The organism is Sphingomonas sp. Root710 (assembly GCF_001429065.1).
GTDB lineage: Bacteria > Pseudomonadota > Alphaproteobacteria > Sphingomonadales > Sphingomonadaceae > Rhizorhabdus.
In genome coordinates this window covers 139,576-153,188 of the sequence record NZ_LMIB01000016.1, presented here as the reverse complement: position 1 = coordinate 153,188, position 13,613 = coordinate 139,576, and the positions used below count along the sequence as shown (strand labels likewise).

The 13,613-nt window shown below is 64.3% G+C and carries 12 protein-coding genes; 8 read left to right on the top strand and 4 right to left on the bottom strand.

What is annotated here, in order from left to right; genetic code table 11:
• Positions 1–38: 38 nt before the first annotated feature.
• The 8 genes from ASE00_RS18025 (at position 39) to ASE00_RS17990 (ending at position 8,228) form a co-directional block, all read left to right on the top strand.
• Positions 39–1,199, top strand: coding sequence for a muconate/chloromuconate family cycloisomerase (locus ASE00_RS18025; RefSeq protein WP_056382908.1), 1,161 nt, complete (start codon positions 39–41; stop codon positions 1,197–1,199).
• A 4-nt stretch (positions 1,200–1,203) separates the two neighbouring features.
• A complete protein-coding gene (gene catC, locus ASE00_RS18020; RefSeq protein ID WP_056382906.1) occupies positions 1,204–1,494 on the top strand; it encodes a muconolactone Delta-isomerase in 291 nt (96 codons plus the stop codon).
• Positions 1,495–1,521: 27 nt separating this feature from the next.
• A complete protein-coding gene (locus tag ASE00_RS18015) occupies positions 1,522–2,412 on the top strand; it encodes a dioxygenase (protein ID WP_056382904.1) in 891 nt (296 codons plus the stop codon).
• Between the two features lie 17 nt (positions 2,413–2,429).
• Entirely contained in the window at positions 2,430–3,212 is a 783-nt protein-coding gene (gene pcaD, locus ASE00_RS18010; protein ID WP_056382902.1) for a 3-oxoadipate enol-lactonase, read from the top strand.
• A 530-nt stretch (positions 3,213–3,742) separates the two neighbouring features.
• Positions 3,743–4,660 (top strand): alpha/beta hydrolase, encoded by a 918-nt coding sequence (locus ASE00_RS18005; RefSeq protein ID WP_082594835.1) that lies wholly within the window; start codon positions 3,743–3,745, stop codon positions 4,658–4,660.
• A 106-nt stretch (positions 4,661–4,766) separates the two neighbouring features.
• Positions 4,767–6,218, top strand: a complete 1,452-nt coding sequence (locus ASE00_RS18000) for a tannase/feruloyl esterase family alpha/beta hydrolase (RefSeq protein WP_056382900.1) — start codon at positions 4,767–4,769, stop codon at positions 6,216–6,218.
• Positions 6,219–6,270: 52 nt separating this feature from the next.
• Positions 6,271–7,029, top strand: coding sequence for a hypothetical protein (locus ASE00_RS23770; protein ID WP_056382898.1), 759 nt, complete (start codon positions 6,271–6,273; stop codon positions 7,027–7,029).
• A gap of 35 nt (positions 7,030–7,064) precedes the next feature.
• Entirely contained in the window at positions 7,065–8,228 is a 1,164-nt protein-coding gene (locus tag ASE00_RS17990) for a dipeptidase (RefSeq protein ID WP_162256499.1), read from the top strand.
• Positions 8,229–8,234: 6 nt separating this feature from the next.
• Here the strand turns inward: ASE00_RS17990 and ASE00_RS17985 are convergent, their stop codons facing one another.
• The 4 genes from ASE00_RS17985 to ASE00_RS17970 form a co-directional block, all read right to left on the bottom strand.
• The gene (locus ASE00_RS17985) at positions 8,235–9,209 is read right to left on the bottom strand and encodes a carbohydrate kinase family protein (RefSeq protein ID WP_056382895.1); all 975 of its coding nucleotides are present in this window, start codon (positions 9,207–9,209) and stop codon (positions 8,235–8,237) included.
• A gap of 6 nt (positions 9,210–9,215) precedes the next feature.
• On the bottom strand, positions 9,216–10,754 hold the full coding sequence (locus ASE00_RS17980; protein ID WP_162256498.1) for a tannase/feruloyl esterase family alpha/beta hydrolase: 1,539 nt from the start codon (positions 10,752–10,754) through the stop codon (positions 9,216–9,218).
• Between the two features lie 110 nt (positions 10,755–10,864).
• Positions 10,865–12,331 (bottom strand): mannitol dehydrogenase family protein, encoded by a 1,467-nt coding sequence (locus ASE00_RS17975; protein WP_056382890.1) that lies wholly within the window; start codon positions 12,329–12,331, stop codon positions 10,865–10,867.
• Complete coding sequence (locus ASE00_RS17970; RefSeq protein ID WP_056382888.1) at positions 12,328–13,578, bottom strand: MFS transporter; 1,251 nt, start codon at positions 13,576–13,578, stop codon at positions 12,328–12,330. The genes ASE00_RS17975 and ASE00_RS17970 overlap by 4 nt, the downstream gene beginning before the upstream one ends.
• Between the last annotated feature and the right edge of the window lie 35 nt (positions 13,579–13,613).

The following is a 13,613-nucleotide window of genomic DNA, read 5'->3' as shown; positions in this document are numbered from 1 at the left end:
AGCGTTTATCCTAGCGACGCTTTGGGTATGGAGCCGAGATGGTCGCGATTGAGCAGGTAGAGACGATCATCGTCGACGTTCCCACGATCCGGCCGCATGTGCTGGCGATGGCGACGATGTACCGCCAGACGCTGTGCCTGGTCCGTCTGCACTGCGCCGATGGCGTCACCGGCATCGGCGAGGCGACCACGATCGGCGGCCTCGCTTACGGCGACGAAAGCCCCGAGGGCATCAAGCTTGCCATCGACACCTATATCGCGCCACTGCTCAAGGCGGGCGATGCGACCCATCCGGCGAAGATCATGGCGGCGATCAGCCGTTCGGTGGTCGGCAATCACTTCGCCAAATGTGCGATCGAGACCGCGCTGCTCGACGCGCAGGGCAAGCGCACCGGGCTGGCGGTCAGCGAATTGCTGGGCGGGCGGGTGCGCGACAGGCTGCCGGTGCTGTGGACGCTGGCCAGCGGCGATACCGCCAAGGACATCGCTGAGGCCGAGGACATGCTCGATCGCCGCCGTCACGACGCGTTCAAGCTCAAGATCGGCAAGCGGGCGCTTGCCGACGACGTCGCGCATGTGAGCGCGATCAAGAAGGCGCTGGGCGACAGGGCCTCGGTCCGCGTCGACGTCAACATGGCGTGGGATGAAACCACCGCGCGGCGCGGGGTCGCCATGCTGGCCGATGCCGGATGCGATCTCGTCGAGCAGCCGATAGACCGTGCCAATCGCGACGGGATGGCGCGGCTGCGCGCCGCGTCGCGCGTCCCGATCATGGCCGATGAGGCGTTGCGCGGGCCCGACGACGCCTATGATTTCGCCCGTGCCGCCGCCGCCGACGTGTTCGCGGTTAAGATCGAGCAGTCGGGCGGGCTGTTCGCGGCCAAGGCGGTTCAGGTCATTGCCGATGCGGCGGGCGTCGCGCTCTATGGCGGGACGATGCTCGAGGCGGGAGTCGGCACGATCGCTTCGGCGCATCTTTTCTCGACCTTTCCGACCCTGGCCTTCGGCACCGAGCTGTTCGGCCCGCTGCTGCTGACCGAGGAGATTCTCGAGACGCCGCCGGTCTATTCCGACTTCATGCTGGATGTGCCCGCAGGCCGCGGCCTCGGCATCGCGCTCGACGAGGACCGCATCCGGTTCCTGCGCCGCGACGCGGCCTCGCGTCCCACCATTTCCATCGCCGCAGCGCAGGGAGGTTGAGCCGATGCTGTTCAAGGTCGAAATGGATGTGAACGTTCCGATAGACTATGACCCGGAACGCTTCGCGGCGCTGAAACAGGCCGAGAAGGAACGTTTTCAGGAGCTCCAGCGGGCGGGCACCTGGCGGCATATCTGGCGCGTGGTCGGCCAGTACAGCAACGTCAGCATCTTCGACGTCGCAAGCAATGCCGAACTGCACGACATCATGATGAGCCTGCCGCTTTATCCCTTCATGGATGTTCGGGTGGCCGCGCTGTGCCGCCACCCCTCATCGCTGCACGATGACGACCGCTAAGGTCGCCCCCTTTTTCGGAGAGGTCGAATGACGCCTGATTTCATCCACACCCCCGCCGTACAGAAGCTCCTCGACCGCGCCGCCGGTAGCGACGGGGAGGGAGGCGATGCGCGGTTGAAGCACATCATGCGCGACCTGCTCGAAGCGCTGATGGCGCTGATCGTCAAGCACGACATCAGCGAAAGCGAAGTGTGGCAGGCGGTCAGCTTCCTGCAGAAGGGGGCGGGCGAGTTCGGCCTGATCATGCCGGGCATCGGGCTGGAGCATTTCCTCGATCTCTACATGGACGCCAAGGACGCCGAGGCGGGCCGGGACGGCGGCACGCCGCGCACGATCGAAGGGCCGCTCTATGTCGAGAATGCACCGCTCGTCGAGAATGGCGCGAGCCTGACCTCCGATCCCGACGACACCGGCATGCTCTATATGTCGGGCAGCATTTCCGGACCCGATGGAGAGCCGGTGCCGAATGCCGTCCTTCATGTGTGGCACGCCAATTCCAAGGGCTTCTATTCGCATTTCGATCCGACCGGCGAGCAGACCCCGTTCAACAATCGCCGCCGGCTCAAGCTGGGGGCCGATGGCCGCTATTCCTTCCAGTCGAAGATGCCGAACGGCTACAGCGTGCCCCCGGGCGGCGCGACCGATCAGCTGATGCAGGCGCTCGGCCGTCACGGCAACCGCCCGGCCCATGTCCATTTCTTCGTCGAGGCGCCGGGCTATCGCACGCTGACGACGCAGATCAATTTTGGCGACGATCCCTTCGCTGCCGACGATTTCGCCTTCGGCACGCGCGAAGGACTGCTGCCCGTCCCGAACCGCCAGGGCGACAGCGCCTATATCGCCTTCGATTTCGTGCTGCAGCGCGCCCAGTCCGCATCGGACGAAGGCTTCTCCGCGCGCGCCCGCGCTGCCGCCTGAGCAGGTTGCACGGCGACATGGACGAGCGCGCGATCATCACCGGCGACGGCTGCCGCATCGCCTATCGGCTCGAGGGCCGCGCGGATGCGCCGGTGCTGCTGCTGTCGAACTCGCTGGGCACGGCGATGGCGATGTGGGAGCCGCAGATGGCGGCCTTCACCGAGCGTTTCCGGGTGCTGCGCTACGACAGCCGCGGGCATGGCCGGTCCGATGCGCCGGCGGGAAGCTATTCGATCGATCGGCTCGGGCGCGACGCCATCGAACTGCTCGATGCGCTCGGCATCGGCCGGGTGACCTTTTGCGGCCTGTCGAAGGGCGGCATGATCGGCCAATGGCTGGGCTGGCGCGCGCCCGAGCGGCTCGACCGGCTGATCCTCGCCAACACCTCCGCCTATATGGGGCCGCCAGAGAGCTGGGACGCGCGCATCGGCGCCGTCGCCGCCGGCGGCATGGCGGCGATGACCGAGCCGGTGCTGCAGCGGTGGTTCCGGCCCGGCTTTCTGGCCGAGGCTCCCGAGGCGGTGGCGCCGGTCCGCGCGATGCTGCTCGCGACCCCGCCCCAAGGCTATGCCGGGTGCTGCGCCGCGATCCGCGACATGGACCAGCGCCCGATTCTGCCGCTGATCGCCGCGCCGACGCTGGTCATCGCCGGCCATGCCGATCCGGCGACCCCGATCGAGCATGCCGAGCAACTGGCGCGAGGCATAGCGGGGGCGCGGCTGGTCAGCCTCGACGCGGCGCATCTCTCCAATGTCGAGCAACCTGCGGGCTTCGCCAGGGCGGTCCTCGATTTCAGCTGACTCCTTTCCGATCCCGTCCCGCAGGCTCCCCCGGTCAGTCTGCCGGCACCGACTTCCAGGTCGAGTTCCCGAACATCTTCCCCGACTTCCTGGTCCACCTCGCGTCGGGCTGCGAAGTTTGCGCCCGCGGGCAGTCCTTCCTGCTGTGCTCTCACCATTGGCCGTCTCACTTCCGCAAATTCGCCTTGCGAAAACGCAGATTTTCTAACGGGCGGTTCGATGACCTTATTTCGCGTTGCGACGGAAGGCGTCTCGGCACGCTTCGCCACCAGAATAAGGAAGTATGAAAAAGGGCATGAGCCAACTATCGCGACGTACGGCAGGACCAGAATGCGATCACGCTGAGCGAAGCGTTGCGCAACGTCGCGGGCGTCTCGTCCGACTTCGGTTTCGGCGGTTCGATATCGCCACTGACCTTTTCGACAAGCGCTACTACGTCTCCACGCATCAATTCTCGCTCTACTGGATCCAGCCTGGTGCTCCACGCACGCTAACGGGTAACCAGCGGGTCGAGCTGTAAGGACGGAACGATGAAATCTTCTATTCGACTGATGAGCCTGGGCCTGGCCGCTGCACTTTTCGCTACCGCGGGAGTAGCGCAAACGCCCGCAGGCAGCTCGGTCATCATGCTCTACCCGAAGGGCACCGTCGCATCCCTGGGCGTTCCGGAGGTCAAGGACAGCCACCATGGCGAAACCCTGATCTTCAACGTGAGCGAGCCCACGCTGGAGGTCTTCCGTCCGGCGCCGGGAAGCGCCAACGGCACGGCCGTCATTGTCGCGCCGGGTGGCGGCTTCGTGGCGCTGGGTTATGAGGCGGGAGGAACCGCCGTCGCGCGCGCGCTGGCGCAGCGCGGCGTCACCGCCTTCGTGCTCAAATATCGCACCATCTTGAGCGCCGATCCCGCGGTGATGCCCCCCGTCCATATGAAGGAAATGGAGGGCATCATGGCGCGGGCAAAGAGCGGCGTTCCCGTCGAGGTGCCCCGCTTCGCCGGAGAGGCGCACGCGGTGGAAGATGGCGTTCGTGCCATGGCAATCGTGCGGCAGCGCGCCGCCGAGTGGGGCGTCGATCCCAAGCGGGTCGGCGTCCTCGGCTTTTCCGCCGGCGGCTATCTCGCCGCCGACCTCGCGATAGGAGACAAGGCATCGCGGCCTGACTTCGTCGGTCTGATCTACGGCGGGCTGCGCACGCCGGTTCCCGCAGACGCATCGCCTGCCTTCATCGCCGGTGCCGCGGATGACGAGTTTCAGCCCGATGACCCCATGCTGCTCTATGCCGCATGGCGCAAGGCGGGCGTGCCGGCCGAGCTGCACGTCTATGAGCGGGGCGGCCATGGTTTCGACCTGACGCCGAAGGGCGCGCCGAGCGATCACTGGTTCGACGAGTTCATGTGGTGGATGGAAGCACGAGGTCTGGTGAAGGCCCCGGCTGGACGCGCGGGATAGGGTGCGCAAGAAGCGTGAAACCGCGCACAGTATTTTGGGGGGCGTGACTGTGTCCATTGCGATCCGCAGACGATGCCGCAGCGCTCTCGGCGCTCTTCACGGCCTCATGGCGTTTCTGATTTTCGCCATCATGGGTAGCCCGGTCGCTGTTGCCGCAAGCGCCCAACCTCCCGCGACGGCCGATCGTCCTGGATGCGCGGAACTTGCCCGCAGCGATCTTTCGAAACTTCGCGACGCGCCTGCAATCATCCTGAGCGCCCGGCTGGTCAAGCCGGCCGCCGGCGTCCCGAACTATTGCGAAGTGAAGGGCTATGGCTGGCGCAACGTCGAGTTTCGGGTGCGCTTTCCGATCGAGCGGTGGAACGGCAAGCTGGTGGTATTCGGGACCGGCGGCCAGGCGGGCAGCATTGACGTGGACGACCCCGTCATCCGGGATTCACGGACAGGTGCGGCACTCCGAAAGGGCTATGCGACGGCCGAACATAATGGCGGCCATCTATCCGGTGGCCTGGATGCGCAATGGTCCTATGACAATGAAAGCGCGCTGCTCGATTACGGGTTTCGCGCGCCGCATGTCGCCGGTCTGGTCGCACGCGAGATCGTTCGCAGAGCCTTCAACTCTCCCGCTGTGCGTGTCTATTATTCGGGCTGTTCCAATGGAGGGCGCGAAGCTCTTCAGATGGCGCAGAAATATCCTTACGAATATGACGGCATCATCGCTGCTGCGCCATCGCTGTTCTGGAGCGATCAGTTCGTTGCGCTGGGCTGGGCAGGCCGGCGCTTTGCCGGTCCGAATCCTGTCCTGAACGACGCGGCGCTCCGTACCTTGCACGCTGCCGTCATCGCGCAATGCGATCATCTGGACGGGCGGCGCGACGCTATTCTCGAAGACCCCAGGCGTTGCCGTCCCGATCTTGCGAAGATAGCGTGCCAGGCCAAGGCCGAATCAGGTTGCCTGACCCAGGACCAGATCAGGGTCGCGCAAGAAATCTATGACGGGCCGAGGACGCCCGAGGGGAAAGTGATTGCATCTTCGAGTGCGATGCCTGGTTCGGAACTCACGTGGAGCACCTTCTCCATCGTAGGACCCTATTCGGACAGCGTGATGCGGTTCCAGACCTTCACGCCCCCGGCCGGCCCCGATTTCGTGCCGGACGAGAACCAGCTCGCGGACTATGTGCGGCGGGCAGGGGCATCGGATGCGATCATCGCGGCGACCAATCCGGACCTGCGGCGCTTCAAGGCCAATGGCGGCAAGCTGCTGTCGTTCATGGGCTGGAGCGACGCGATCGGCGGCATAGCCGCGACGATCGACTATTATCGGACGGTCGAACGTCTGATGGGCGGTCGTAAGGACACGCAGGATTTCTATCGCCTGTTCATGATCCCGGGCATGAATCACTGCACCGGCGGCGATGGCGCTTATGACGTCGACTGGCTCGACATTCTCGATGCCTGGGTCAGCAGAGACGTTGCGCCGGATGTGGTCAGGGCGGTCCATCCCGATGCGGATGGGAAGCCGGTATTCTCCCGCGAAATCAAACCGTTCGTCGATTAGAGACGGCCAGCAGGCGATGAGACCAACTGCGGCGGAAAGCCCTTCTGACACCATGGTAACGCGGATTGAGCCGGACGATCGCGTCGTCGTGCTCGCCCGGACGATCCAGGCCTATGACGCTGCGGCGGCGGCATCGCTCGAGCAGTACGCGGTCGATTGGAAGCGTTTCGGGGACGCATGCCTCGGCAGGGCGCTGTATCGCCACGATTCCGTTTTCCGGGGCTCTTCCGACGCGGCCGTCTGGAGCCACCTCGAGCTGACCTATTTCAGCAAGATCCTGCCCGCTGATGTCATGCGCGATCTGGTCGTCGATGCGCGGCTGGAGGGGGCCGACCTGCTCCGAGCGGAAATCCTGCTGATGACCCCGTCGAGCTTCATTCTGCCATGCTGCCGGCAGGAGCCGCGCGATACCAAATGGCGGACGTCGATCGAATATATCGACGTGCGGCCGTCTCATCTCGGCGAATATCGCGATCTGATGCGGCGCTATTTCGGTCCTGCCGCCGCTGGTCTCGTCCAGACGGACAGGATCGGCGCATTTCAGAGCATGGAGACTGCGGCGGTCCTGCACCATGATCGGCGACTGACGGTCGAATGGAATCAGATCCATCTGAGCGAGGTCGATACCGATGGTTTCGAAGGGTTCGGCCCGCTATTTGCCGAACCGCTGCAAGATATGGCGCCAGATGGTGGCCTGGCAGGGCTTTTCGAGGGCCTCGACCGCATGCGCACAGTTCCGCGCTGGACACTGAACCACGCCGTGGCCGTGGTCGAAGGGGCGATGACCGCAGACCGCAACAGGTCGTCATGACGAGCATGGGCGAAACGTCGCACAAGGATATCGCAATGGCCGAAGAGGATCGCCTCGCGTCCACATTGACGATGGGATGCCGAAGCTGTGCGGAGGCCAATCTTCTCGGCGCCGCGGCCGGCGATAGTTCGCCGTTCGTCGATCATGTGGCTGTTCCCGAAGCGATCCTCGAGCTTTATCGCCGCGCCATCGTCATCGATGCGCTGGCCACGCCCAACACGTTCAACGTCGATTATCCTCCGGCAGCGCCGGAACTGAGCGGCGAGCAGCTCGAAAATGTCCGCCGGAGCGGTATCACCGCCGTCAACCACACCATCTTCGCCGTCGATGTGGCCGATCATGAGAGGAAGATCGGATGGATGAAGGCCGATATCGCCCGGCATCCGGACACATTGATGCTTATCGAGCGGCCTTCGGACATCCTTGCGGCAAAGGCTGCGGGAAAGCTGGGCATAATCCTCGGCTTTCAGGGCATGGAGTTCCTGACGCAGGACCTGTCTTTGATCGACCATTTCGCGGCATCTTCCGTCCGGATCATGCAGCCTACCTATAATCAGGAAAGCGACCTGGGCTCCGGTTGTCTTTCGGCCGCGGCAACACCGGGGCTGAAGCCACTCGGCAAGGCGGTGGTCGAAGGCGTCAACCGGCGCCAGGCAGTCGTCGACCTTTCGCACTCGCATCCGCAGACCGCGCTGGATGCGGTGGAAGCGTCGTCACAGCCGGTGATCGTGTCGCACAGCGGATGCCACGCGCTCCACGTCCACCCCCGCAACCACCCCGACGAGGTGCTGCGCGCGGTCGCCGGATCGGGCGGCGTGTTCGGTATCTACCTCATGCCCTTCCTCGGGAGCGAGCCGCGATCGGCGTCACGCGATCTGGTGACCCGCCATCTGCTTCACGCGCTGAATGTCTGCGGCGAAGACCATGTCGGGATCGGCAGCGACAATTCGATAACGCCGCTCCAACTCGACGCCGGCTATTTCGATGCTCTTGAAAGCTTCGTGGCGGGCCGCCGCCGGGATGGCAGCGCGTCGCCTTCGGAAGGGGTTCAACCCTTCATGGTGCCAGGATTGAACAGTCCGCGACGCCTGGAGATCATCGCCTGGGACCTTTCCCGCGCGGGATGTTCGGATCAGGTGATCGAGAAGATCCTCGGCCGAAACTTCCTTCGCGTGTTCGACCAGATATGGCCCGATTGACCTGAGCTATGCGCTGGCCCTCAGATAAGATGCGGGCAGCCCGACAACGGCATCGACCTCCGAAAAATCGGGAAGCGACGGGCCGCGGCGGGAGCAGGTCAGCGAGGCGGCGGTTGCCGCGAACTGGCCCAGATAGAGAAACTCCTCCCGCCCGATCGTTCTCAATGCGTTCGACGTACGAAGTTGCCAGCGGGAGAGTATGGCGAGCAAAGCGGCCATGAAACTGTCGCCGGCGCCGATCGTATCGACGACGGCGCTCTCGACCGCGGGAATATCGATGCGGCCATGCTTCCGGCTGAAGATGGATGCACCCGCCGACCCGCGCGTCAGGACGACGATCGCCGTGCGTTCGTTCAACCAGCTTTCGCAGATTTCATCGGCGTCCGAGCCTGCATATAAGGCGCGGATATCCTCGTCGCTCACCTTGACGACATGCGCGTGCGACCGGAATCGATCGATCGCGGCCTGCCATTTGGCGACGTCCGGCTCGATCGACAGGCGAACATTGGGATCGAGACTGACCAGGCCCTGATCCGCAAATCGTTCTGAAAGCTCGAGCAGGGTTGCAGCGGAGCGGGGCATGACCAGCGCCACCGATCCGACATGCAGGCCGACGATATCCGAAACCGATGCGCCAGGCTTTCCCAGGTCGGGAGCATAGGTCCCATATTCGAGACCCAGGAAGCGGTAGGCCGGCACGCCGGCTTCATCGGTCGCCACCAGCGCGAGCGGGGTACTCGGCGCGCCGCGACGTGCAAAGCGAAGGTCAACGCCTTCGGCGGTGAGCAGCCGGGCCATCCGCTCGCCGAGGACGTCGGTGGCGATGTCGGTGCCGAAGCTCGTCGGAATGTTAAGGCGTGCCAGGCCGATCGCGACGTTGAACGGAGAGCCGCCGGCAATGGCCTTCAGCGGTACGTCGGTCGCGTCCTCGCTCTGCTCCACGAACACGTCGTAGAGGGCTTCACCACAGATCAGATACATGGTGCGTCAATCCTCGATCGGGACGGCCTTGAAGTTGGCTGCGTCGTTGGGATCGCCCGCGCCGCTGTACCGCGCCGCCATCGGATAGGGGAATATCGGACGGGTGAATTGCGGCTTGGCGTTGCCGAATGAAGTGCCGAGAGGGGCACTATCGGCATAGTGCGCGCCGATCAGCAGCTCGGGCGCTTCGGCCCGTTCCACCCAATTTTCGATATAGGTGAGAAAGTCGATCGACCAGGGGCCCTTGCCACCCGAGCAATGGTCCGCGTCGGGAACCATGAACAGGCGCAGGAATTCCTGGGTTGCGGCGCGGCCCCCCATCGTCCGCTCGATCTTGTTGTAGAGGTCGATCGAGTTGAACGGCGACAAGCCGCCGTCGCCCCAACCATGATGGAATATGAGCTTGCCACCGGCCGCCTTGAAACGCGACAGGTCCGGATTCCCCGCATCCATCAGCGTCCTTGTCATTCCCATTCGCTTATAGTCCGCGTTGGGATCGAACTGCTCGAACCGCCAGGCAGGGCCGGGGTTCGGCACGAAGGCCAGATATTTGTAGAAATCCTCGTAGAAGGTCGGCTTGAGGATCGGCGTATCAGCCATCCCCAGCGTGCTCGTCTCCGTCCCGGGCGGGAAGGCGCGCTGGCCCAGGGTCACACCCGAGGCGGACTTCTGCTCAGCGTAGAAAGCAGCCGCGGCGGTGGCTTGCTTCGCGCTGAGGCAATTGGACCTTGCATCCGCGGTGCAGACGATGTCCTTCGGATCGAACTTGCACAGCCGCGGGTCGCCGATCTGGCCATCCTTCACGCCGTCGTTCATGTCGCATTTGGCGATCACCGCATTGCCTAGGATTCCGATCGACTGCTTGTCGAAGAGCGGTTTGCCGTTTTCATACAGCGCCTGGGCACGCATCCCGAAATCGAGCGTGATATCGACATAGCTGATTGCCGGAGCGCCAACGACGATGCCGTCGAAGTCGTAAGGGAAACGTTCCGCTTCGATGAGCGCCTGCCGTCCGCCGCACGAGCAGCCGATGAAATAAGACCGGGCAGCGGATTTTCCGTAGAATTGACGTATGATGGCCTTGCCGGCCAGGGCCGTGACGTGGGTTGCCCGATAGGCGAAGTCCGTGACGGCTTGCGGATTGTTATAGGCCCATTCCAGGCCACCGAGCTCCTGGCCCTTATGGCCCATGTCGGTGGTGATGCAGGCATAGCCTCTCTTGAGCGGCTCCTGGCACATCGCCATGAAGGTGAACATGCCGCAATAGCCGCCGCAACCGGCCATGAGGAACTTGCCGTTCCAGGACTGTGCCGGCAGCCACATGAGGATGCCGACCTGTGGCGCTACCATGCCCTCGGCCTCGCAATAGGCCGGCTTGCCGCCAGCCGCTGCGACCAGTCTCGCCGATGTGACGTGCGTCGGGGCGTCGGGCACGGCCATCAGGTCGGCGGCCATCAATGCCTCGCACTGGGAACTGGAGGGCGCCGCTTGTGCGGGCGCCCTGGCTTCGGCCTCCGTCGTCAGCGACAGTGCGATCAAACACATTCCCGCGCATAGGACGAGATGGACCAACCGTTTTGCCAGCCCCTGCATAGACGCACCTTTCCTTCGACAATGCCGGTTGAAAATCTCGCCAAATGGCTTTGCGCGGCACATCATGATGCTGCCGCGAAGGAGGCGAGGGTTGCGGCGACGCCTGCCCCGTAGATCCGGCGGAGCGCGCGCGCGAAGGCCTCGCGAAAAACAGGATTCTCACCCACCGAACCGTAGATGTCGCGTTGATCGAGCCAGACACCGGGCTCGGACCTGGCGGCTCGAGCGACCCGGTTGAGCTGCGGCCAGCGGGGATCCTCGGAAAGGATCGCTGCGCCATCGTCCCGGGTGCCGGCGCAATAGCGGCACCACAGCGCCGAGGCGAGGGCGAGCCCATTGACGGGCAGGCCCTCATCGAGCGCCGTGCGGATGGCCGGCACGATGAATTTGGGTTGCCGATTGGCGCCGTCATGACAGAGGCGTGCGATCGTATCGGCGATCTTGGGATTGGCGAAACGGCTGCGCACGATCGCGAAATAGCGGTCAGGCGCCATTTCGGGCACTGGCGTCAGGGCCGGCAGAACCTCGTCACGCTGCACCTTCTCCAGCATGGGCGCGATCAAGGGATGGATCACGGCCTCATGCGCATATTCGATCCCCATCAGCGCGGCCGGATAGGCGATCATGGCATGGCTGGCATTGAGAACCCGGAGCTTCATATGCTCGTAGCGCGTCACGTCCTTCGTGAAGGTGACGCCGGCCGCCTCCAGTTCCGGCCGTCCCTGGGGAAAGTCGTCCTCGAGCACCCATTGGATGAAGTCTTCGGAGAAGACCGGCCATTGATCTTCGCAGCCGAGCTTCTCCGCTGCGATGAGGCGCTCACGATCCGTGGTTGCGGGGGTGATCCGGTCGACCATTCCGTTCGGAAAGGCGACATGGCGGTCGATCCAGTCTGCAAGCGAGGGATCGGAAAGCCGGGCCATGCCCGTCACCGTTCCGCGCACGACCCGGCCGTTGTGCGGCAGATTGTCGCAGCTCATCACCGTGAAAGGCGCCAGGCCTGCCGCGCGCCGCCTGTCCAGTGCCGCCAGGATCATGCCGAACACCGTGTGCGGACGATCCTCGCGCGCGACATCGGCTTGGATGTCGGGATGACTGCAATCGAAACGGCCATCGCCGTCCAGGAAATATCCGCCCTCGGTGACCGTCAGGGAAACGATCCGGATCGCGGGATCGGTCATCCGCCCGATGATGGAGGCATGATCGCCGATCGGCAGGTAATCCACCATCGGCGCGATGACCCGCGCCTCGTCCCGTTCGGCGGACCGCGTGACCAGCAAGCTCAGAAAGTCCTGCTCGATCAGAATGTTCCGCATGCGTTGTTCTGCCGGCATGACGCCTGCACCGACGATTCCCCAGTCGCGCGAGAGCCCCTGCGAAAACAGACGATCCAGGTAGCTGCCCTGGTGCGCGCGATGAAAATTGCCGACGCCAAAATGCAGGATGCCAGCGCGGAGATCGCCCGGTCCATAGCCGGGCCGGCCTATCTCCACTGGGAGCGTGTTCAGGGTGCTCCGGTTGAGTTTCACGGCCTGCCGTCTCCGGGCGACCTGATCGAGAGGCAGAGGAAGGCGGACGCCAGGTGGAGCGCGGCGTAGATCCAGACGACGCCCTGGAGGCCGAGCGAACCGATGAACAGCGTGCCGACGAGCGGCCCGACCGCGGCAGACGCACCAGCGCCAAGGCTGTAGGCGGACATGGCCTGACCTTGCCGCTCGGGCGCCTGAGCCGTCATCATCGGGGGCAGGGCGACATATCCCGCGACCGCGACGCCGTAGAGGACGGCGGCAGCGGCGATGGCGAGGAAGTTCGAAGACGCGACCAGCAAGGTGTAATAAAGCACCACGCAGGCGACCGCGCAGAACACGCCGCCGAACAGGGCCGTGGACTTCCGCCAGCTCCAGCGGTCGCTGATCATGCCGACCACGATCACTGCCGCCATGTTCGCCCCCATCATGATCGACAACAGCGTCGCCCATTGTTCGATCGGCAGGCCGAGCTGCTGCGTGAAGAAGATGGGGAAGAACACCCACATGCCGAATTGCGAGGTGGTGTTGATGACCCGCGCGATCGCGCCGCGTCCAACGGCCGGCACCGTGAACATGATGGTGATGCCGCCGAGCAAGATCGACTTGAGATCGCGTGCTTCGGGCGCAGCCAGTGGTTGGCGCCCGGTCCTATCTGCGATCAGGAGCAGGGCGATCGCGGCGCCGGCCCCGACCAGAGCCCAGGATAGCCACAGCAGACCCACAGGGTGCAGGACCGGCAGGAACGCCGCCGCCAGGAGCGACCCAATGACCGGATAGCCGGCGGTGAAGCAGCACCAGAACCAGCCCAGCGCGGTGTTCAGCCGTTCCTTGGGCGACCCGGCGATCAGCCAGACCATGAACCCATAGGCAAAAAGCGGATAGCCGAAGCCGCGCAGGCCGTATGACGCGGCCAGCAGCGCGTAATTGCGTGTCGGCAGCGCGATGGTCAGCATCACCAAGTGGAGGACCAGCCAGATGATCGCGCCCGCCGCCATCACCTTGCGTGAGCCCCAAAGGTCCGACAACGCACCCGCCAGATAAGCGCCTATCGCAGCGGTGATGCCGTAGACGGTGAAGATGACGCCGACCTGCGACTGATCGAAGCCCTGGTCGACGAACAGCCGCGACAGGAAGCTGGTCTCTACGCCGTCGCCGATCATGAAGAGCAGCAGGCCGAGATAACCCCAGAAAAAAGTCGTCGGTATGCCGATCCTGTCGAGCAATGTTATCTGAGCCCGCGTTTCCATCGAATTCCCTCCCCTCGGTTATTCTAATCCCTCGG